The organism is Burkholderia sp. AU33803, from assembly GCF_002223095.1.
In the GTDB taxonomy this organism is placed as follows: Bacteria; Pseudomonadota; Gammaproteobacteria; order Burkholderiales; family Burkholderiaceae; genus Burkholderia.
Map to the genome: position 1 here is coordinate 2087282 of NZ_NKFJ01000006.1, position 21121 is coordinate 2108402.

General features: G+C 68.7%; 15 protein-coding genes. 6 read left to right on the forward strand and 9 right to left on the reverse strand.

From position 1 onward, the window contains the following. Positions 1 to 277 precede the first annotated feature (277 nt). A complete protein-coding gene (locus CFB41_RS26660; RefSeq protein ID WP_089458517.1) occupies positions 278 to 1903 on the forward strand; it encodes an amidohydrolase in 1626 nt (541 codons plus the stop codon). A 24-nt stretch (positions 1904 to 1927) separates the two neighbouring features. On the opposite strand, the gene CFB41_RS26665 is transcribed toward CFB41_RS26660, so the two are convergent. The 4 genes from CFB41_RS26665 to CFB41_RS26680 all read right to left on the reverse strand — a co-directional run bounded on the left by CFB41_RS26665 (position 1928) and on the right by CFB41_RS26680 (position 6485). Next, positions 1928 to 2539, reverse strand: a complete 612-nt coding sequence (locus CFB41_RS26665) for a cysteine hydrolase family protein (protein ID WP_089458518.1) — start codon at positions 2537 to 2539, stop codon at positions 1928 to 1930. Positions 2540 to 2712: 173 nt separating this feature from the next. Further along, positions 2713 to 3963, reverse strand: coding sequence for an MFS transporter (locus tag CFB41_RS26670; RefSeq protein WP_089458519.1), 1251 nt, complete (start codon positions 3961 to 3963; stop codon positions 2713 to 2715). A 218-nt stretch (positions 3964 to 4181) separates the two neighbouring features. Continuing rightward, a complete protein-coding gene (locus CFB41_RS26675; protein ID WP_218828701.1) occupies positions 4182 to 5006 on the reverse strand; it encodes a hypothetical protein in 825 nt (274 codons plus the stop codon). Positions 5007 to 5168: 162 nt separating this feature from the next. Beyond that, entirely contained in the window at positions 5169 to 6485 is a 1317-nt protein-coding gene (locus CFB41_RS26680) for an MFS transporter (RefSeq protein ID WP_089458520.1), read from the reverse strand. A gap of 331 nt (positions 6486 to 6816) precedes the next feature. Here CFB41_RS26680 and CFB41_RS26685 point away from each other — a divergent pair, with 331 nt between their 5' ends. The 3 genes from CFB41_RS26685 to CFB41_RS26695 all read left to right on the forward strand — a co-directional run bounded on the left by CFB41_RS26685 (position 6817) and on the right by CFB41_RS26695 (position 9274). After that, a complete protein-coding gene (locus tag CFB41_RS26685) occupies positions 6817 to 7734 on the forward strand; it encodes a LysR family transcriptional regulator (RefSeq protein WP_089458521.1) in 918 nt (305 codons plus the stop codon). A gap of 206 nt (positions 7735 to 7940) precedes the next feature. Continuing rightward, complete coding sequence (locus tag CFB41_RS26690) at positions 7941 to 8477, forward strand: VOC family protein (protein ID WP_089458522.1); 537 nt, start codon at positions 7941 to 7943, stop codon at positions 8475 to 8477. A 41-nt stretch (positions 8478 to 8518) separates the two neighbouring features. After that, complete coding sequence (locus tag CFB41_RS26695) at positions 8519 to 9274, forward strand: glucose 1-dehydrogenase (RefSeq protein ID WP_089458523.1); 756 nt, start codon at positions 8519 to 8521, stop codon at positions 9272 to 9274. Positions 9275 to 9451: 177 nt separating this feature from the next. Here CFB41_RS26695 and CFB41_RS26700 read toward each other — a convergent pair whose 3' ends face one another. Then, the gene (locus tag CFB41_RS26700) at positions 9452 to 10969 is read right to left on the reverse strand and encodes a cytosine permease (protein ID WP_089458524.1); all 1518 of its coding nucleotides are present in this window, start codon (positions 10967 to 10969) and stop codon (positions 9452 to 9454) included. A 202-nt stretch (positions 10970 to 11171) separates the two neighbouring features. Continuing rightward, positions 11172 to 11819: a glutathione S-transferase family protein gene (locus tag CFB41_RS26705; protein ID WP_089458525.1), complete on the reverse strand. Its 648-nt coding sequence runs from the start codon at positions 11817 to 11819 to the stop codon at positions 11172 to 11174. Between the two features lie 105 nt (positions 11820 to 11924). On the opposite strand from CFB41_RS26705, the gene CFB41_RS26710 reads away from it, so the two are divergent. Next, a complete protein-coding gene (locus CFB41_RS26710; protein ID WP_089458526.1) occupies positions 11925 to 13043 on the forward strand; it encodes a pyruvate dehydrogenase in 1119 nt (372 codons plus the stop codon). 2 nt (positions 13044 to 13045) lie between these two features. Here CFB41_RS26710 and CFB41_RS26715 read toward each other — a convergent pair whose 3' ends face one another. Next, positions 13046 to 13501: a MarR family winged helix-turn-helix transcriptional regulator gene (locus CFB41_RS26715; RefSeq protein ID WP_089458527.1), complete on the reverse strand. Its 456-nt coding sequence runs from the start codon at positions 13499 to 13501 to the stop codon at positions 13046 to 13048. A 173-nt stretch (positions 13502 to 13674) separates the two neighbouring features. Here CFB41_RS26715 and aceE point away from each other — a divergent pair, with 173 nt between their 5' ends. Then, entirely contained in the window at positions 13675 to 16359 is a 2685-nt protein-coding gene (aceE, locus tag CFB41_RS26720; RefSeq protein ID WP_089458528.1) for a pyruvate dehydrogenase (acetyl-transferring), homodimeric type, read from the forward strand. Between the two features lie 59 nt (positions 16360 to 16418). Here aceE and CFB41_RS26725 read toward each other — a convergent pair whose 3' ends face one another. Beyond that, on the reverse strand, positions 16419 to 17948 hold the full coding sequence (locus tag CFB41_RS26725) for an efflux transporter outer membrane subunit (RefSeq protein WP_089458529.1): 1530 nt from the start codon (positions 17946 to 17948) through the stop codon (positions 16419 to 16421). Beyond that, positions 17945 to 21118, reverse strand: coding sequence for an efflux RND transporter permease subunit (locus CFB41_RS26730; RefSeq protein WP_089458530.1), 3174 nt, complete (start codon positions 21116 to 21118; stop codon positions 17945 to 17947). The genes CFB41_RS26725 and CFB41_RS26730 overlap by 4 nt, the downstream gene beginning before the upstream one ends. Between the last annotated feature and the right edge of the window lie 3 nt (positions 21119 to 21121).

The following is a 21121-nucleotide window of genomic DNA, read 5'->3' on the forward strand; positions in this document are numbered from 1 at the left end:
ACACGGCATGCCGAATACCGGATGGACGCCGGCCCGCACGGCCGCGCGCGCGTCGCCCATCGATTCGCCGATTCAGACCTGGCGGCGCGATCGGCATGAAGCTCCGGCGACAGCCGGCCTTCACCACGACGCATCGCCGCGCCCGCCGCGCAACACCGGCACCTAGCCGCCCCGCATCTCATTCCAACCCGACCGGGTTCACGCGACCGGACGAGCCAGACGGCCCGCCCGCCGGACACGTGCGCCCGTCGAACCTTCCCCCATCCGGAGGAGACACATGCAACACGCCGATACCGTCTATCTGAACGGCCTGCTTTACACGGGCGATGCGCAACGCCGCTTCGCTCGGGCGCTCGCCGCCAAAGACGGCAAGATCGTCGCCGTCGGCCGCGACGACGACATCCGCCCGCTGGCCGGCCCCGCGACGCGCATCGTCGACCTGGCCGGCAGGCTGATGCTGCCGGGCCTCATCGACGGCCACGTGCACCCGCTCGAAGGCCACCAGATCCTCGGTGACTTCGACCTGTCCGGCATCAACGATCCCGACACGATCCTGCAGCGCATTCGCGCATGCGCCGATGCGACGCCGAACGAACCGTGGGTCTATCTCGGCGGCGCCAACCTGGCCGCATTCGGCGCGTATCCGACCCGCGAGCTGCTCGACCGGATCGTGCCCGACCGGCCGCTGCTCGTGGTCGGCTTCGACGTGCACAGCGGCTGCCTCAACACGAAAGGGCTCGAAGCGGCCGGCATTTACGCCGATACGCCGGACCCGGCCGGCGGCGTGTACGAGCGCGACGCGTCCGGCGCGCCGAATGGCGTCGTGCACGAAGCGGCGTTCTACCGCGTGTGCCCGATCATTCCGCAACTGAGCCCGGCCGGCTACCCGAAGTCGCTCGCGAAAGCGCATGCGATGGCGCACGGTTACGGCCTCACCGGCTGGTTCGACGCGCGCGTCGAGGAGGCCGAACTCAAGGCGTATGCCGACGCGCAGCGCGCGGGCACGCTGAAGGTGTACATGAGCGCCGGCCTCTATGCGAACCCGCGCCGCGATCCGCGCGAGCAGATCGAGCGCTTCGCCAGATGGCGTCGCGAATACGAATGCGACAACCTGCGCCTGCATACGGTGAAGATCTTCGTCGACGGCGTGCCCGAATCGAAGACGGCCGCGCTGCTCGAGCCGTACGCCGGCACCGACGATTGCGGCCTCGCGCTGTGGAGCCAGGACGCGCTGAACGAGATCTGCCTGCTCGCCGACACGGCCGGCTTCGACCTGCACTTCCACACGCTCGCCGACCGCGCGGTGCGCATGACGCTCGACGCGCTCGAATACGTCCAGATCCGCAACGGCATGCGCGACCGGCGCGCGCAGCTCGCGCACCTGCAGCTCGTCGATCCGGCCGACATGAGCCGCTTCAACCAGCTCGGCGCGATCGCCAGCGTCCAGACGCTGTGGACGGCCGCGCGCGAGGAGCAGCAGCAGCTCTATCGCGACCTGCTCGGCGCCGAGCGCACCGCGCGCAACTATCCATTCCGCAGCCTGCGCAACGCGGGCGCGATGCTCGCGGCCGGCTCCGACTGGTCGGTCAGTACGATGGACCCGATGCAGATCATCCAGACCGGCGTCACGCACTTGCTGATCGACCAGCCCGACAGCCCGCCGTGGAATCCGCACGAACGCCTCGACCTGCTCACGATGCTCGAGGCCTATACGGTGAACACCGCGTATGCGCTGCGCTTCGACGACTGTACGGGTTCGCTCGAAGCGGGCAAGGACGCGAGCTTCGCGATCCTCGACCGCAATCCGTTCGCACACCCGGTCGAGACGTTCGCGCAAACCCGTGTGATCGAGACGTGCTTCCGCGGCGAAGTCGTATACGCCGCGCCGGGCTGGGCGGACTGAAGCACGCATCCGGCGGCGGTGCCGTCAGGCGACGGCCAGCGCCAGCACCTGCTCGGTCGTCAGCACGTCGCCGAACGTGTCCGACAACGCGGCCAGCGTCGCGCGATGGAGGTCGCGGTGCGATACCGTGCCGCCGTCCGCGAGGTCGAGGTCGCGCGTCGCGCATGCGTCGTCGACGACGATCACCGCGTAGCCGAGCGGCACCGCATCGCGTGCCGCGCCGGCGACGCATGCATGCGTCATCAACCCCGTGACGATCAGCATGTCGACACCGGCCGCCTTCAGGCGCGCGTCGATGTCCGTCGTCGGGAACACGCTCACCGACGTCTTCTTCACGACCGTGTGATGCGCCGCCGGCTGCAGGTGCGCGTGAAAGCGGAAGCCGTCGCTGCCGTCGGCGAAGATCGGGCCGTCGGCCGCATCGACGTGCTGCACGTGAAACACCGGCATGCCCGCGCGGTCGGCGAACGCGATCACGCGCTGCGCGTTGCCCAGCGCGCGCGGCCCGTCCGGAATCGGCAGGCGGCCGCTGAAATATTCATTCTGGAAATCGATCACCAGCAGCGCGGTGCGGGCGGCGGCGATCGATGTCGGCGCGCTCGCGCCCGCCAGGGTACGGATGGTCGGATGTTGCATGGGTCGCTCTCTCGGTTGGCATGTCGAAGGAACGGCGCGCCGGGCCAGCCGGCGCCGCCGGACGCGGCCCGGATGCTCCCGGGACGCGAGGCGCCAGTGTCGGGCCGCGCGGCCTGGCGCGACAGCGGTGCGCGGGACAACGTCCGACAGGATCGGGCCAACGTGCAAACCGCCTACGACAGCGCGGCTGTTCGCGCGCCTGGCTGCGTGCGGCCATACGCGACCATCATCGCGAAGCTGAGCAGGAAGCCCGCACCACCGATCAGTAGCAGGCCGATCTCGCCGAACACCGGCAGCAGGTTCGTGAGCGCGCCCGTCACGACCCACGCGACGGCCATCACCGAGCCCGCGACGCCGAGCGCCCAGCCTTGCCGGCCCTCGCTGACCGCGTCGGAGAACGCCGTATACATCGTCGTGTACGCAACCATGTCGAAGCAGCCGACGACCATCGCGAGCGACCACAGCACCGGCTCGTGCGGGAACAGCGCGGACAGGACCTGGCCGACGCCCGCGACGAGCAGGCCCGTCTTCGCGATGTCGACCACGCGCCACACGCGCAGCAATCGCCGTACGACGAACAGCAGCCCGAACACGAAACAAAGGCCGATCACGCCGCTGAACAGCCCGAGCCGCGCGCTCGTGTAGCCGAATCTCGCCTGCAGCAGCAGCATGATGGTCTGCAGGTAGAGCCCGTAGCCGACCTGCATCAGGAAGAACACCACCGACAGGAACGCGACGTTGCGCTGGCGCACGGCCTCCCCGATGATCCGCAGCGGCAGCAGCGGATCGATGCGCGTGTCGCCGCGCGGTGCGGCCGAATCGCGGTACGACGCCCAGGTCCAGCACGCGCAGGCCAGCGACAGCGCGGCGACCAGCACGAACGGCGTGCCGTAGTCGAACAGCGGCGAAATCGTGCGATCGGACGTCACGCCGCCGAGCACGGGGCCGACGATCACGCCCGCGCTGAACGCGAGCGACATGATGCTCATGTTGTGCGCCTTGTTCTCCGGCGTGCTCAGGTCGGTGATCGCTGCCTGCGCGATGCCCTGGCAGCCCGCCATCAGCCCGGTGAGCCCCCGGCCCGTCAGCAGCAGCGCGACGCTCGCATGCCAGGCACCGGCCGCCATCATCGCGTAGCCGGCCGCGAGGCCGAGCACGCACAGCAGCAGGATCCTGCGGCGGCCGTAGCGATCGGACAGGTCGCCCATCAGCGACGAGCCGAAGAACATGCACAACGGGTAGATCCCGTAGCCGAGACCGAGGTAGAAATTGCGCGCATGCGCGCCGGCGTCGGCCGGCAGGATGCCCGCGTGCGGATCGCTGAAGATCGCGGACATCATCGGATAGACGAGCCCGAAGCCCATCGCGTCGATCGCGATCGCGAGCAGGCAGGGGCCGAGCAGCTTGTAGTCGAGCCGGGACATGGCGACCTTCCGGACAGAGTGGATGATCGCCCAAGCGTAACGATGGGGCGGCGGCCGCGGTAGGCCGCCGCCCGCGATGCTAAGCATCGGCTCGCCCGATACCCGAACCGACGCGGCAACCGATCGATCGCGTCGACGCCCGGCTCCGGGCGCCCGGGGCCGGTCCGATCAGCCCCGCAGGGCGGCCTCGGAGCCGGCCCGGAGACCCGCGTCGTTCTTCACATCGACAGCCGGACGATCCCGTACGGATTGAACTTGAAGTCATCCTCGTCGTGAGCTCCGTCGTCGACCAGCCACGCATCGCGTGCGTGCAACGTCGCATCGATCCCCTGTTGCACCATCTCGTCGGCCACGGCATCCATGACGGCCACGGAGTCGCGATCGGTTCCGCGCGAGCGCGGCACCTGCACGTCCGGCAGGCCGACCAGATGAAAGCCCACGCTGTCAAAGTAACCGTCCGATCCCAGCGGGCGCCGCGCGAACGCCAGCCGGCACACCCGATTCTGCGCAAGCGTGTCGTCGCGATCAGTCGCGACCGCGGCCATCCGGATCAGCTCCCGCCAGCGGTGCAGCCCGTGCGCCACGCCCGCGCTCTCGCCCTTGACCGCCACGGCACCGGCATCGATCAGCCGATCGACCAGGAACAGCGCACCGATCGACGCACGCACGGCGTTGTCCCGCGTCATGCGCGGGCCGAGCACATACAGCACCGACTGATGCGCGCCGACGGCTTCGGCGTCCGCCCGCGTCCATGCATCCGGTTCGACGCGGTCGCGGCAGATCTCGAACGAAGGGCCCATCCGCTCGTCCGGCGCGGCGGCGGAATACGCGTCGTCGACGCCGAACCCCGTCGCGAATTCGGCAATTGCCGCGTGCGTCGCGTCGCGCAGGCGCTGCAGTTCGCGTTCCGCGCCGAGAACGCACAGCACGTGCCGCGGCTGCACCGGCGATTCGCCCGACCAGGCGGCCCGCCGGTCCGTTTGCTGCACGGCGGCCTCTCGCGCCGCCCCGCCGCCGAGCCGTTTCTTCAACCTTGAAAACATCCGCCATCTCCCATGCCGACCTTGCGTGCCGCCATGATAGCGACCTGCGAAGTCACGGGAGCGACGGCGTCGACGCGTTCGACCACGGCATCCGTATCGGGCGGTGCCTGCCTGCGTGCCGGAATCGAACGGCAGCCGCCCGCGGGACAGCCGCATCCGCCGCTACTTGGCGCTCAACGGCTCGCCCCGAAACTGCCGGCGCGCGAGCACGCACGGCGCGCCGTCGTGCATGAACACGCTCGCGAGCAGCCCGAACGACGCCGCGAACAACACGTACCATGCGGGCGCGACGGGCGACCCGCTCGCGTGCGTCAGCCACGTGACGATGAACGGCGCGAAGCCGCCGAACACCATCACCGCGACGTTGTACGCGAGTGCGATGCCCGTGGAGCGCGAACGCGTCGCGAACTGCTCGGCGAGCGTGGTCGGCGCGGGCCCGTAGCAGATGCCGATGATCGTGCAGATCACGAGCTGCATCACGAGCAGTCGCCCGATGCCCGGCGCCGCAGCCAGCCACGTGAACAGCGGATACGTGACCGTCAGCAGCGCCAGCGAACCGGCGATCAGCACGGGACGCCGGCCGATGCGGTCGGACACGAGCGCCGCGAACGGAATCGTCACCGTCAGCAGCGCAACCGCCGCCATCTGCACCTTGAAGACCTGGTCGAGCGGCAGCCCGAAGGTCTTGTGCACGAACGTCGGCATGTTGACGAGCATCACGTAGAACACGGCCGTGCCGGTGATCGTCTGCCCCATCGACACCAGCACGCCGCGCAGGTTGTCACGCAGCACGCCCGACACGCTCGCCGGCGGCTCGATGGTCGACTTGCTCGCCGCGACGAACGCCTCGGTCTCTTCCATATGCCGGCGGATCCACAGGCCGACCGGCCCGATCAGCAGCCCGAGCGCGAACGGCACGCGCCAGCCCCAGCTATGCAGCGCGGCGTCCGACAGCGACTGCGTGGCCCACGCGCCCATCGCGGCGCCCGAGAACACCGCGAGACACTGGCCGATCAGTTGCCACGATCCGTACAGGCCGCGCCGGTTCTCCGGCGCGCTTTCCACGAGAAACGCGGTCGCGCTCGCGTACTCGCCGCCCGTCGCGAAGCCCTGCAGCAACCGCGCGACGACGATCAGGATCGGCGCTGCCGGACCGATCACGGCGTACGACGGCGCGAACGTGATCAGCGCGATCGACAGCGTCATCAGGAAGATGATGAGCTGCATCGCGGCCTTGCGGCCCTTGCGGTCCGCATAGAGCCCGAGCAGGATGCCGCCCACCGGGCGCATGAAGAAGCCGACGCCGAAGGTCGCGAGCGACATCAGCAGCGACGCGTACTGGCTCTCGGCGGGAAAGAACAGCCGCGCGATGATGCCGGAGAAGAAACCGTAAACGATGAAGTCGTACCACTCGAGGGTGTTGCCGACGACAGCGGCCACCACCTGCCGATGCCGCGAGTTCCGACGTGAGTCGCGCATGCTTGTCTCTCCTGCAGTCTCATGGCGCCGCGCCGCATGTGTGCCGTGTTGCTTGGCACGCATGGGCGAACCGGGTGTTCGTATCGCCGGCCGGCAAGGCGCGGGCACGGACCCGCACCATCGGAACCTCGCGGCCTGCCCGTACGACCGGCGTGAAACGATCATAGGGACGCCGAAAACCCGCATCAATTAACGCCCGCGGCGGATGATTAGCCGGAGATTAAATGTTGCCGCGCCGGGCGCCGCCACGCGGAAACCCCGGAAATCCGCGCATTGTTGCAGCCCCTGTTCTGCGGCAGAATCGACGGCCGCCCTTCCCGTCGCCCGGACCATGCGCAACCGCATCAACGAAGAGATCACGTTCCGCAAGCTCGAGGTGCTGCTCGCCTTCATGGAAGCCGGCAGCCTCGCGAAGGCCGCCGAGGCGCTGGGCGTGAGCACGGTCAGCGTGCACCGCGCGTTGCACACGCTCGAGGAAGGGATGCACTGCGCGCTGTTTCGCCACGAGGGGCGGAACCTGATTCCGACCGACGCCGCGCAGGTGCTCGCCGAAGTCGCGGGCGAAGTGCTCAAGACGATGACGGACGGAATCCGCTCGACACGCGAGGCGGCCGGCTACGGCGCCGGCCAGTTGAAGATCGGTTCGCTCTACTCGCTGACGATCCGCACCGTGCCCGAAGTCGTGATCGCGTTGAAGGAGCGCCGCCCCGAGCTGCAGGCCGAGCTCGTGCTCGGCTCGAATGCCGACCTGCTCGACAAGCTCCGGCAAGGCGCGATCGACGCAACGCTGATGGCGCTGCCCGAACCGGACGCCGAGATCGAATCGATCGCGCTGTTCGAGGACGAGATGTTCTTCGCCGCGCCGGTCGACTCGCCGTACGCGCGGCACGATGCCATCGATCTGTGCTCGTGCGGCGACGCGCCGTTCGTGTCGCTCGGCGAAGGCTTCGCGACGCATCATGGCTTCACGGAAGCGTTTCGTTCGGCCGGCGTCGCGCCCAACGTCGTGATGCGGGTGGGCGACATCTTCTCGCTGATCAATCTCGTGTCGGGCGGCGTCGGCTGCTCGCTGCTGCCCGGGCGCGTGCGCGACCTGTTCGCGCACAAGATCGCGCTCGTGCCGCTCGCCGGCCCGACGATCCGCCAGACGATCGGCCTGAGCTTCCTGCACCGGCGCGAACGCGACCCGAACCTGCTTGCGCTGGCAACCGTGTGCCGGCTGACGGTCAAGGGGCCGAACACGCGGTAACGCGCGGATCGCCCAGCCGGAAACGCCCCTTCTCCGTTCCGCTTCGCATTCCGGCATCGTCGCGCCCCGGCGCACCCACTCGCCCGCCACGCCACGACGAAGCGCGCGAGGTCATCCGTTTGGACGGCACACCGCGCGCGCTTTGTTGCGATCATGACCGTCAATCATCGCGCGGCACATCTACGTGTGTCCGCCACGGAGACGCCATGAACGATCCCATGCTCGGCCCCATCGACCAGATCGGCTACGTGGTCGCGGATCTCGACCGCAGCATCGCGCGCTGGCGCGAACGCCATGACGTCGGGCCGTGGACCGTATTCCGCAACGTGCGCCTCGACGGCTTCCATCTCGGCGAACCCGTCACGGTCACGATGGACGTCGGGCTTGCGTATCGCGGCGATCTGCAGATCGAACTGATTCACGTAACGAACGAGGCCCGCTCGCCGTACCGCGATGCGCACGGGCAGCCGCTCGTCGGGTTGCATCACGTCGCGTGGGTCGTCGACGATCTCGATGCCGCGCTCGCGCAGCTCATGGCCCGCGGCCTACGTGTCGTGTTCGACGCGCGCAACCCGGCCACGCGCGTCGCCTATCTCGACGATGCCGACGATCCCGGCGTACGCGTCGAAGTGATCGAAGGCGCCGGCATGCGCGACATGATCGCGCGCGGCATCGCCGAAGCCCGTGCATGGGATGGCGTCGATCCGGTTCGCATCATCGACGCGGCGGGCACCTCCGCGTAAGCGGCCCCCGCGCGTCCCTCTCACTCACAGGAGCACGTAGCATGAAACGACTCGAAGGCAAGGTGGCGCTGATCACGGGCGGTGCCCGCGGCCAGGGCGAAGCGGAAGCGCGCAGGTTCGTCGCCGAAGGCGCGCGCGTGGTGATCGCCGACGTGCTGGACGAAGCCGGCCAGCGCGTCGCGGCACAACTCGGCGACGCCGCACGTTTCCAGAATCTCGACGTGACCCGCGAAGCCGACTGGCAGGCTGCCGTCGATGCGACGCTCGCGCAGTTCGGCCGCCTCGACATCCTCGTGAACAACGCGGCGATCCTGAAGCTCGTGCCGATCGAAGCGTGCTCGCTCGACGACTATCGCAAGGTGATCGACGTGAACCAGGTCGGCTGCTGGCTCGGCATGAAGTCGGCGCTGGGCGCGCTGAAGGCGGCGGGTGGCGGCTCGATCGTCAATGTATCGTCGACGGCCGGGATGGAAGGCGTCGCGGGCGGCAGCGCGTACGTATCGAGCAAGTTCGCGGTGCGCGGGATGACGAAGGCCGCCGCGCTCGAATTCGGCCGCTACGGCATTCGCGTGAACTCGGTACATCCAGGTGGCATCGATACGGTGATGGCGCGCCCGCCCGAGTTCGCGGACTTCGATCCGTCGTCGATCTACAGCGGCCTGCCGATCGCGCGCATCGGCAAGCCCGATGAAGTGGCCAATCTCGTGCTGTTCCTCGCGTCCGACGAATCCGCGTATTGCACCGGGTCGGAATTCATCGTCGACGGCGGAATGCTCGCCGGCAGTTCATTCCACTGAACCGCATCCACGTCGACGCGCGCGCGCCAATCCGGCGGGCGCTTTCGTTTGTGCAGCGCTGCGTGGAGCGTACAGCCGCCCCCTCTGGCAACCACACGCCCGAAAACGACAATGCCGCCGGCGGCTGTCCCGCGCGGCGGCATCGTCATGGGCGGCGCTACGCACCACGCGTCGCGCTTACCCCCTCGACTGGATCGCCGGCGCGCCATTGCCGCGCGCCGCCTGCCGGCCGCCGCCACGCACGAAGCGTCGCCCGTGCGGACCGTACACGCCATCCGGTTCCGGATACAACATCAGCAGCACGAAATACAGCACGCCGCCCACCACCAGCGACACCGGCACGCTCAGATCGAGCCCGCCCGCGAGGTTGCCGAGCGGCCCGACGAACTGCCCCGGCAGGTTCACGAACGACAACCCGACGAACGCGGCCGGCAGCCACGCGCCCATCGCGCGCACGTTCCAGCCGTGCGTGAACCAGTAGTGGCCGCCGCGCAGCCCGCGGTTGAACACCTGCAGGTCGTCCGCGAGATAGTAGCCGCGCCGCGTCACGTAGCCGATCACCATGATCGCCATCCATGGGCAGCTGAACGTATCGATCAGCGTCGAGAACGTCGCGACGCTTTCGACGAGGTTGAACCAGAAGCGCCCGACGAAGATGAACGCGATCGCGATCGTGCCGATCAGCAGCGTCGCACGCACGCGGTTCAGCAGGCGCGGGAACATGCTCGACACGTCGAGGCCGGTGCCGTACAGCGCGGTCGTGCCGGTCGACATCCCGCCGATGATCGCGATCAGGCACATCGGCAGCAGGAACCAGCGCGGCGAGATCGCGAGCAGCCCGCCGACGTAGTCGTTCGACGCGATGAACGCGGGCGCCTTCGTCGCGATGATCGTCGCGGTCGCGAGGCCGAAGAAGAACGGTACGAAGGTCGCGATCTGCGCGGCGAACACGGCGCCCATCACGCGATGCTTCGGTGTGCGCTGCGGGATGTAACGCGCCCAGTCGCCGAGCGTCGACGCGAACGACACCGGGTTGCTGAGCGCCACCAGCACCGCGCCGACGAACGCGGCCCAGAAGCCCGCGCTGCCCTGCTGCACCGTGCCGGCATAGCTCACGTCGAACAGGCCGGCGAACGCGAACAGGCCCGCGACGAACAGCACGCTCGCGGCCCACACGGCGATCTTGTTGACCCACAGCATGAAGCGGAAGCCGTAGATACAGACGATCAGCACGAGCACCGCGAACACCATGTACGCCGCGCCGAGCGTGAAGCCGTTGACCGGTACGCCGACCATGTTGTGCGCGCCGCCGACGAGCGCGTCGCCCGAGCTCCACACCGCGAGCGAGAAGAACGCGATCGACGTGAGCAGCGCGAGGAACGAGCCGACGATCCGGCCGTGGATGCCGAAATGCGCGCCGGACGACACCGGGTCGCTCGTCCCGTTGCGCGGGCCGAACAGGCTCATCGGCGCGAGGATGCAGGTGCCGGCGAGCACGCCGAGCACGATCGCGCAGACCCCCGCCTTGAACGATAGCCCGACCAGCACGGGAAAACTGCCGAGCACCGACGTGGAAAAGGTATTGCAGCCGCCAAACAACAACCTGAACAGATCGATCGGCCGCGCGTAGCGCGATGCATCGGGAATGCGCTCGAAACCGAACGACTCGACCTGCGTAATCCTGCCTTCACTCATTTGTCTCCTACTCCTCTGGTGCGTCTGTACCGCCCGGGACTGCGGCGATACGACACATCGTCATCGATTCGCGGCCACTCTAAACCGGATCGCGCGGCGCAAATATCACGCATTCGAGACGTTTACGACGAAGGGGAACAATGTTTCCCGGCAGGCCGGCGGGCGGCGCCCGCGCCATCCGTCCGGCGCGGGCGATGCGAGGTCAGTGCGCGCCCTCCTCCGCCGGCGCGCGGCAGGCGATCAGGCCCCGCTGAACGGCTTGCCGCGCCTCGATGCCGGCGAGCCAGCGCTCGACGTGCGGGTAGTCGGCCAGATCGAGATCGAGTTCAGGCGCCGCGCGCAGCCACGGAAACGCGGCGACGTCGGCGATCGAGTAGCGCGGCGACGCGAGATACGCCGATTCCGCCAAGCGGCCGTTCACGACGCCATAGAGACGCCGCGCCTCGTTCCGGTAGCGCTCGAGCGCTTGCGCATTGACCGTCTTCGATGCATGCAGGAACCACCAGAGCTGGCCGAGCATCGGCCCGATTCCGCCGATCTGGAAGTGCAGCCACTGCTGGACGGCCGTGCGCTCGGCCAGCGTGTCGGGATGCAGAACGCCCGTTTTCGCGGCGAGATAGCTGAGGATCGCGCCGGATTCGAACACGGTCAGCCCGGCGTCGTGGTCGACGATGGCCGGGATCTTGCCGTTCGGGTTGATCGCGAGGAACGCCGGGCTGCGCTGCTCGCCGGCGGAAAGATTCACGTGCACGCGGTCGTAGGCGAGCCCGGCCTCTTCCAGGTAAATGGCGACCTTGTGCCCGTTCGGCGTGTTGGCCGTATAAAACGTGAGGGGATGCGTCGAGATCATGGTGGTCCTTGTCTTCCGGTTATCGTTGCAACTACAATCGTTGCAATTGCAATCCTATGCCGGAACCGATAGACCCGGCGACATGCCAGTACTCGAAGGAGGGACATGCAGACTGCGCGATCCGGTCCGCCCGTGCGGACACCCGACACCCGCCGCGCCGCGGCGGCCTGCCTCGACAGGCTGATCACGCAGCGGCTCGCGCCACGTGGCCGAGCGGTGTCGCCGCTCGCCGCGATGCGCGCGGCCGCCGATTGCCTCGAACGCGATGCGGCGACCGCGGAACGTGTCTGGATCGTGCGAGCCGATGCGCGGGAGCCGTCCGCGGACGTGGGGGCACATCGCCGCATCAGTGCGTGGCCGCTACGGTTTCTCGATGCGCGCAAGCGGTTCGAGAAGCCGCTGCTGTACCTGCTGCATGCGCGCGCGACCGACCGGTTGCGGCTGGCGTCGGTCGAAACCATCGATCGCGGGATCTTCGTCAACGATGCCGAAACGGTCGCATCGTGCTGGCCGAAAGGCGTGACACCCGACGTCCCGCACTGGCTCGCCGCGAACCCCGCGTGCACGCCGTACGACCCGGCGTCGGGACATGAGGCGATCGCGATCCTGCGCCACGCGCTGCGCACGCTCTATGTCGCCGGCCAGCCGGGATTCTGCTACCTCGCGAGCCACGACGACCTCGTAGCCGATGCGAAACCGCTGTCGGCCACCGCGGCCCGCGATGCGTTCAGCGGCATGGTGCGGGCCGGCCGGCGCACGGCGGCCGGCGCGGCTGCACAGATCCGGCTGTGCGGCGCGGGCAGCACGCTCGCGCAAGTGCTGGAGGCGGCCGACTTGCTGCACGACGAGTGGCGCATCGATGCGACGATCTGGAGCTGCCCGAGCTACACGCAGCTCGCCCGCGACGGTCATGCAGCCGACCGGTGGAACCTGCTGCATCCGCACGACGAACCGCAGGTCGCGCATGTGCGCCGATGCCTCGGCGACAGCCGCACGCCGGTGCTCGCGGTGACAGGCTATGCGCGGCACGTCGCCGCGCAGATCGGCGCGTTCGTCCCGGCCCGCTTCGCGGCGCTCGGCGCGGACCTGGCCGGCCCGGGCCCCGGCACACGCGCGCCGAATGCCCGCTGGATCGTCGCGGTCGCGCTTCGGCTGCTGGCCGACGACGGCCGCGTGCCGGCCGACTGGGCCGCGCAGGCGATGCGCCGCTGTGCGAGCGGCTGACGCTACTTCGCGTCGGCGCCCGCGTCGCGCGCCGCGGCGGTCGCACGGTCGAGCGCGGCGGCCATCGCCGCCTGCTCCTTGCCGCCGAACTGATCGAGGAAAAGCTCCGACACCGTCGACTGGTACACCTTCCACATCTTCTTGCGCAGCGCCCGCCCCTTGTCGGTGATGCTCGCATAGGCGGCGCGGCCGTCGTCCGCCGAACGGGCGCGCGTAACGAGCCCCTCCTGTTCGAGCCGGTCGACGAGCCGCGTGAGGTTGTAGCGCTCGATCGCGAGCACGTCGGCCAGCTCGTGCATGCGGCGCGTGCCGTCGGGCCCGCTTTCGAGCCCCCACAACGCGTCGTACCACGCATAGGCCGGCAGGCCGGCCGCCGCGAGGCGGCGCTCGATCTCGCGAATCATCGTCCGGTGCGCGCGGACGAACGAGAACCACAGATCGGGTTCGGGTGCGCTCATGTCAGGTCGTTCCTCTCGTTGAATTGCAGTTGCAATTAAATTCTACCTCGATAACAATTGCCCTCATACGATTGCAATTGCAACCATCTGCCCGCCGATCGGCGGGCGTTCCATCGCGCGTCGCGGCGCTACGACCGTCGCCCCGCGCAGCCTTATGCTTCTGGAGACATTGCATGACCGCACCGCTCGCGCTACCCGACATCGACCCGCAGGAAACCCGCGAATGGCTCGATGCGCTCGAATCCGTGATCGCGCTCGAAGGCCGCCCGCGCGCGCACTACCTGCTCGACCAGCTTTCCGATCTCGACGCGGCACGCCACGGCGACCTGCACGGCCGCGTGACGACCGCGTACGTGAACACGGTGCCGCGTGAACGGCAGCCGGCCTACCCGGGCGATCTTGCGCTCGAACGGCGCCTGAACGCGATGATCCGCTGGAACGCGATGGTGATGGTGCTGCGCGCCGGACGGCATTCGAACGTCGGCGGGCATATCGCGACCTACCAGTCGGCCGCGGTGCTGTACGACGTCGGCTTCGATCACTTCTTACGCGGCCGCACCGACACTTTCGACGGCGACATGGTCTACATCCAGGGCCATTCGGCGCCGGGCATCTATGGCCGCGCGTACCTGGAAGGCCGCATCACGGACGCGCAACTCGACAACTTCCGCCGCGAGACCGGCCGGGAAGCGGGACGCGACGGGCTGTCGTCGTATCCGCATCCGCGGCTGATGCCGGATTTCTGGCAATTCCCCACCGTGTCGATGGGGCTCGGGCCGCTGACGGCCGCGTATCAGGCGCGCTTCATGCGCTACCTCGAATATCGCGGGCTGAAAGCGCATCAGGGCCGCAAGGTCTGGGCATTCCTCGGCGACGGCGAAATGGATCAGCCGGAATCGCTCGCCGCGATCTCGCTCGCCGGGCGCGAACAGCTCGACAACCTGATCTTCGTCGTCAACTGCAACCTGCAGCGCCTCGACGGCCCCGTGCGCGGCAACGGCAAGGTCATCCAGGAACTCGAAGGCACGTTCCGCGCGGCGGGCTGGAACGTCATCAAGGTGATCTGGGGCGCCGGCTGGGATCGTCTGCTCGAACGCGACACGACGGGCCTGCTGCGCCAGCGCATGATGGAATGCGTCGACGGCGACTACCAGACCTTCAAGTCGCAGAGCGGCGCGTACGTGCGCGAGCATTTCTTCGGCAAGTATCCCGAGTTGCTCGACCTCGTCGCGGACCTGTCCGACGACGACATCTGGAAACTGGCACGCGGCGGCCACGATCCGGAAAAGGTGCATGCGGCCTATGCGCAGGCGATGCGCGCGGACGGACGGCCGACCGTCGTGCTCGCGAAGACGGTCAAGGGCTTCGGGATGGGCGAAGCCGGCGAAGGCCAGAACGTGAACCACCAGTTGAAGAAGATGAGCGCGGATGCGGTACGCGCGTTTCGCGACCGCTTCGCGCTGCCGGTCAGCGATGCGCAGCTCGACGAACTGCCGTACCTGAAGCCGGAGCCGGGCAGCGCCGAGGCTCGCTACTTCGCCGAACGCCGTGCCGCCCTCGGCGGCCACGTGCCGGCCCGCTTCAGCACCGTGGCGCCGCTGCCGGTGCCGCCGCTCGCCGCATTCGACGGGCAGCTCAAGGACAGCGGCGAGCGCGGGCTGTCGACGACGATGGCATTCGTGCGCATCCTCGGCACGCTGCTGAAGGATCCGGCACTCGGCAAGCTCGTCGTGCCGATCGTGCCGGACGAATCGCGCACGTTCGGGATGGAGGGCCTGTTCCGCCAGATCGGCATCCACTCGCATCTCGGCCAGCTCTATACGCCGCAGGACGCCGGCCAGCTCAGCTACTACAAGGAAGCGAAGGACGGGCAGATCCTGCAGGAAGGCATCAACGAATCGGGCGCGATCGCGTCGTGGATCGCGGCCGGCACCGCGTACAGCAACCACGGCCTGCCGACGATCCCGTTCTACATCTTCTATTCGATGTTCGGGCTGCAACGCGTCGGCGATCTCGCGTGGGCGGCCGGCGACGCGCGTACGCGCGGCTTCCTGCTCGGCGCGACGTCGGGCCGCACGACGCTGATGGGCGAAGGGTTGCAGCACGACGACGGGCACAGCCACGTGTTGTCGTCGGTGATCCCGAACTGCGTGTCGTACGACCCGACCTATGCATACGAGCTCGCGGTAATCGTGCGCGACGGGCTGCGGCGGATGTTCGCGGAACAGGAGGATGTCTACTACTACATCACGCTGCTCAACGAGAACTACCCGCATCCGGCGCTGCCGGACGGCGCCGAGGCCGGCATTCTCAAGGGGCTTTACCTGCTGCGCGAAGGCACGTCACACACGGCCGATGCGCCGCATCTGCAGTTGATGGGCAGCGGCGCGATCCTGCGCGAAGTGATCGCCGCGAGCGACCTGCTCGCGCAGGACTTCGGCGTATCGAGCGACGTGTGGAGCGCGACGAGCCTGAACGAGTTGCGCCGCGACGGGCTTGCCGCGGAACGCTGGAACCTGCTGCATCCCGAGCAGGCGCCGCGCGTGCCGTACGTGCAGCAATGTCTCGACGGCCGCACGGGGCCGGTGGTGGTGGCGACCGACTACATGAAGATCGTCGGCGACCAGATCCGCGGGTTCGTCGACGGCCGGCGCTTCGTGTCGCTCGGCACCGACGGTTTCGGCCGCTCGGATACGCGCGACGCGCTGCGCACGTTCTTCGAGGTCGATCGGCACTTCATCGTGATCGCGGCGCTGAAGGCGCTCGCCGACGACGGCGCGATTCCGCGTGCACGCGTCGGCGAAGCCATCCGGCGCTACGGCATCGACATCGACAAGGTCGATCCGGCCAGCGTGTAATCGGGCGGCGTGCGGCAGGCGGGATTGCTCCGGCCTGCCGCGCCGCCGCCCCGTCCGCGCTACTGCGCCGGCTGCCCCGCCTGCGCGAGCGGACCGTGCTGCCGGCCCTGCCCCGTTCCCGACGGCCAGCCGCCCGCCAGCGCCTTGTACAACGCCACCGTCGACGCCGCGCTGCGCATCTGCCCGTCGGCCGCCGCATCCTGCGCCTGCAGCAGCGTGCGTTGCGCGTCGAGCACCTCGTAATAGTCGATCGCACCCGCCGAAAACCGCGCCTGCGCCAGTTGCGCGGCACGCGCGCTGTCGGTCGCGGCCTGCACCAGATGGCCCGTCTCGTCACGCGTGCGGGCGGCCCGCAGCAGCGCGTTCTCCGTTTCCTCCAGCGCCCCGAGCACGGTCTGCCGGTACTGCGCGAGCTGGCCGGCCGCTTCCGCATCGCTCGCGGCGATCCGCGCCCGCACGCGGCCGACGTCGAGGAACGACCAGTCGATGCCGAGCGCGATCAGGTTCGTGTCGCTGCCCGCGCGGAAGAACCCGTAGCTGCTCGTCGCACTGCCGAGCAGCCCCGACAGCGTAAAACGCGGAAACAGGTCGGCCGTCGCGACGCCCACGCGTGCGGTCGCCGCGTGCAGCCGCGCCTCGGCCGCCGCGACGTCGGGCCGCCGCCGCAGCAGGTCGCCCGGCGTGCCGGGATCGATGTCGGCGGCCAGCGCCGGCAGCGGCACCGGCGTGCCCGCCGACGCGGCGGCCTTCGGGAGATCGAAGCGGCCGATCAGCGCGTCCGGCGTCTGCCCGGTCAGCACCGCGAGCCGGTGCTCGTCGACGCCGATCGCCGCTTCGTACACGGCAATCCGCGACGTCGTCGATTCGTACTGCGCGCGCGCCCGCGCCGCATCGAGTTCGGAGCCTCTCCCCGCGCCGACACGCGCATTGATCAGCGCGAGCGTCTGCTTCTGGTTGTCGGCGTTCTCGCGCGCGATCCGCAGCCGCTCCTGCGAGCCGCGCAGATCGACGTACGTGCTCGCCACTTCGCCGGCGATCGCGACGCGCACCGCGCGCACGTCCGCCGCGCTGGCGGCCGTTTCCGCACGCTGCGACTCGATCGAACGACGCACGCGGCCGAACAGGTCGAGCTCCCACGCCGCATTGATCCCGACGCTGGACGTCGGCGTATCGCGCTGGCTGCGCGGCGCGCCGAACGCCTGGTCCTTGCTCATCAGCCGATGGCCGATCTGCCCGCTCGCGGTGATCGTCGGGTAGCGATCGAACGTCGCCTGCGACAGCAGCGCATTCGATGCGTCGTAGCGCGACACGGCGACCTGCAGATCCTGGTTCGCCGCGAGCGCCGTGTCGATCAGCTGCGTCAGCACCGGATCGCCGAAGCCGCGCCAGAACGCGGCATCGGCATCGGCCGACGCGTCGGGCGGCATATCCGGCGTCTCCGGCGTCGTACCGGCCGACTCCGCCGGATGCGCATCGCGCGCGAACCGCGCGGCCGTGGCCGTGTCGGGCCGCTTGAAATCGGGGCCGACCGCGCACGCGGCAAGCGTCACCGACATCGCGAGCGCGGAAAGACGGAAAGCGGCGCTCATCGGTTTTCTCCTTCGAGGGTGCCGTGGTGTTCGCTCCACACGGCCGGCGTGCCGCCCGCGAGCTTGCGGATCGCCACATAGAACACGGGCGTCAGGAACAGCCCGAACAGCGTGACGCCCAGCATCCCCGCGAACACGGTGATGCCGGTGGCCGCGCGCACTTCGCTGCCCGCGCCGCCGCCGATCAGCAGCGGCACCGAGCCCGCGATGAACGCGACCGACGTCATCACGATCGGGCGCAGCCGCAGCTTGCACGCTTCGAGCGCGGCGTCGATCACGCCCTTGCCCTGGATTTCGAGTTCGCGCGCGAACTCGACGATCAGGATCGCGTTCTTGCACGCCAGCCCCATCAGCACGACGAGACCGACCTGCACGAACACGTTGTTGTCGCCGCCCGACAGCCACACGCCGAACAGCGCGGCGCAGATGCACACGGGCACGATCAGGATCACCGCAAGCGGCAGCGTCCAGCTCTCGTACAGCGACGCGAGCACGAGGAACACGAGCATCACCGCGAGCGGGAACACGACGATCGCCGCGTTGCTCTGCGTGACCTGCTGGTAGCTGAGGTCGGTCCATTCGAGCGTGATGCCCGGCGGCAGCACGTCCTTCGCGATCTGCTGCAGCTTCTCGATCGCCTGCGACGACGACATCACCTTCGGATCGGCATCGCCGATCAGGTTCGCGGCCGGATAGCCGTTGTAGCGCACCACCGGGTCGGGCCCGTACGCCGGCGCCACCGTCACCATCGAGCCGATCGGCACCATCTCGCCCTTCGCGTTGCGCGTGCGCAGGTTCGCGATGTCAGCGGCCGTCTGCCGGTGGCCGGCATCGGCTTGCGCCATCACGCGGTACACGCGGCCGAACAGGTTGAAGTCGTTCACGTACATCGAGCCGAGATAGACCTGCAGCGTGCTGAACAGGTCGGTCAGCGCGACGCCCTGCGCCTTCGCCTTCAACCGGTCGACCTTCACCTCGAGCTGCGGGATGTTCGCCTGGTACGAGCTGACCGGGTAGCTCATCCCCGGCGTCTTCGCGACCGCGCCCTGGAACGCGGTGAGCGCATTCTGCAAGGCGCCGTAGCCGAGGCCGCCGCGATCCTCCAGATACAGCGAATAGCCCGAACCATTGCCGAGGCCCTGGATCGGCGGCGGCATCAGCGCATAGGTGATGCCGCCGCCGATGGCCGAGAAGCGCGCGTTCAGGTCCGCGTTGATCTGCGCGGCGCTGCGGTGGCGCTGGTCGAACGGCTTCAGGATCACATACGAGTTCGTGATGTTTGGCGTGTTCACACCCTGCAGCGCGTTCAGCCCGGCAAACGCCGGCACCATCTCGACACCCTCGGTGCCGAGCGCGATCTTCGTCATCTGCTCGGTCACCTCGCTGGTGCGCGCGAGCGACGCGCCTTCCGGCAGCTTCGCCCCCGCGAACAGGTACAGCTTGTCCTGCACGGGGATGAAGCCTCCCGGCACCGCGTTGAGCAGCAGCGCGGTGGCCGCGAGCAGCGCCGCATAGACCGCGAACACCACGCCGCGCCGCTTCAGCGTGCGGCCGACGAAGCCGTGATAGCGATCGGAACTGCGGTCGAAGAAGCGGTTGAACGGATGGAACAGCCAGCCAAACGCGTGATCGAGCCCGCGCGTGAGCGCATCCTTCGGCGCATCGTGCGGACGCAGCAGCTTCGCGGCGAGCGCGGGCGACAGCGTCAGCGAGTTGATCGCGGAGATCACCGTCGAGATCGCGATCGTCACCGCGAACTGCCGGTAGAACTGGCCCGTGACGCCGGACATGAACGCCATCGGCACGAACACCGCGCACAGCACGAGCGCGATCGCGACGATCGGCCCCGACACCTCGCGCATCGCCTGGTGCGCGGCGTCGCGCGGGCTCAGGCCCTGCGCGATGTTGCGCTCGACGTTCTCGACGACCACGATCGCATCGTCGACGACGATCCCGATCGCGAGCACGAGCCCGAACAGCGTCAGCGTGTTGATCGAATAGCCGAGCAGATAGAGCCACGCGAACGTGCCGACCACCGACACGGGCACCGCGACGAGCGGGATGATCGACGCGCGCCACGTCTGCAGGAACAGGATCACGACGAGCACGACCAGCACGACGGCCTCGATCAGCGTGTGCTGCACCGCGCGGATCGATTCGCGCACGAACACCGTCGGATCCCACACGGGCCGGTACGCGACGCCGGGCGGGAAGCGCTTCGACAGTTCGTCGAACTTCGCATACACGGCCTTCGCGACCTCGAGCGCGTTCGCGCCCGGCGACAGGAAGATGCCGATCACCGCCGACGGCTTGTCGTTGAAATACGAGCGCAGCGTGTAGTCGCCCGCGCCGAGCTCGATGCGCGCGACGTCGGACAGCTTCACGACCTGCCCGTCGTCGCCGGTGCGCAGCACGATGTCGCCGAACTCCTGCACCGTGCGCAGCCGGCCGCGCACGTTGATCGACAGCAGGAAGTCGTTCTTCTTCGGCGACGGCTCCGCGCCGAGCTGCCCGGCCGACACCTGCACGTTCTGTTCGCGCACGGCGGCGATCACGTCGCTCGCGGTCAGCCCGCGCGACGCGAGCCGGTTCGGGTCGAGCCACAGCCGCATCGCATAGTCGCCGGCCCCATACACGCCGACGTCGCCGATCCCGGTGAGTCGCGACAGCTCGTCCTTCACGTGCAGCGTCAGGTAGTTGCGCAGGTACAGCGAATCGCGGCTGTTGTCCGGCGAATAGAGGCTCACGTACATCAGCGGCGTGGGCGACTGCTTCTGCGTGGTCACGCCGTACTGGCGCACCTCGTCGGGCAGCCGCGACAGCGCCTGGCTCACGCGGTTCTGCACGCGCACGGCGGCCGTGTCGGGATCGACGCCCTGCAGGAACGTGACGACCACCTGCAGGCTGCCGTCGGAACCGGCGACCGACTTCATGTACATGATGCCTTCGACGCCGTTGATCGCCTCCTCCAGCGGTTCGGCGACCGATTCGGCGATTTCCTTCGGGTTCGCGCCCGGATACGTCGCTCGCACGACGACGCTCGGCGGCACGACTTCCGGGTATTCGCCGGCGGGCAGCATCGGAATCGAGATCAGGCCGATCGCGAAGATGACGATCGACAGCACGACCGCGAAGATCGGCCGGTCGATGAAGAATCGGGAGAAATCCATTGG

Bases quoted from the DNA above. Each gene is read 5' to 3' on its own strand.
- CFB41_RS26660 (WP_089458517.1), top strand. From the start codon at position 278: ATGCAACACGCCGATACCGTCTATCTGAACGGCCTGCTTTACACGGGC.
- CFB41_RS26665 (WP_089458518.1), bottom strand. From the start codon at position 2,539: ATGCAACATCCGACCATCCGTACCCTGGCGGGCGCGAGCGCGCCGACA.
- CFB41_RS26670 (WP_089458519.1), bottom strand. From the start codon at position 3,963: ATGTCCCGGCTCGACTACAAGCTGCTCGGCCCCTGCCTGCTCGCGATC.
- CFB41_RS26675 (WP_218828701.1), bottom strand. From the start codon at position 5,006: ATGTTTTCAAGGTTGAAGAAACGGCTCGGCGGCGGGGCGGCGCGAGAG.
- CFB41_RS26680 (WP_089458520.1), bottom strand. From the start codon at position 6,485: ATGCGCGACTCACGTCGGAACTCGCGGCATCGGCAGGTGGTGGCCGCT.
- CFB41_RS26685 (WP_089458521.1), top strand. From the start codon at position 6,817: ATGCGCAACCGCATCAACGAAGAGATCACGTTCCGCAAGCTCGAGGTG.
- CFB41_RS26690 (WP_089458522.1), top strand. From the start codon at position 7,941: ATGAACGATCCCATGCTCGGCCCCATCGACCAGATCGGCTACGTGGTC.
- CFB41_RS26695 (WP_089458523.1), top strand. From the start codon at position 8,519: ATGAAACGACTCGAAGGCAAGGTGGCGCTGATCACGGGCGGTGCCCGC.
- CFB41_RS26700 (WP_089458524.1), bottom strand. From the start codon at position 10,969: ATGAGTGAAGGCAGGATTACGCAGGTCGAGTCGTTCGGTTTCGAGCGC.
- CFB41_RS26705 (WP_089458525.1), bottom strand. From the start codon at position 11,819: ATGATCTCGACGCATCCCCTCACGTTTTATACGGCCAACACGCCGAAC.
- CFB41_RS26710 (WP_089458526.1), top strand. From the start codon at position 11,925: ATGCAGACTGCGCGATCCGGTCCGCCCGTGCGGACACCCGACACCCGC.
- CFB41_RS26715 (WP_089458527.1), bottom strand. From the start codon at position 13,501: ATGAGCGCACCCGAACCCGATCTGTGGTTCTCGTTCGTCCGCGCGCAC.
- aceE (WP_089458528.1), top strand. From the start codon at position 13,675: ATGACCGCACCGCTCGCGCTACCCGACATCGACCCGCAGGAAACCCGC.
- CFB41_RS26725 (WP_089458529.1), bottom strand. From the start codon at position 17,948: ATGAGCGCCGCTTTCCGTCTTTCCGCGCTCGCGATGTCGGTGACGCTT.
- CFB41_RS26730 (WP_089458530.1), bottom strand. From the start codon at position 21,118: ATGGATTTCTCCCGATTCTTCATCGACCGGCCGATCTTCGCGGTCGTG.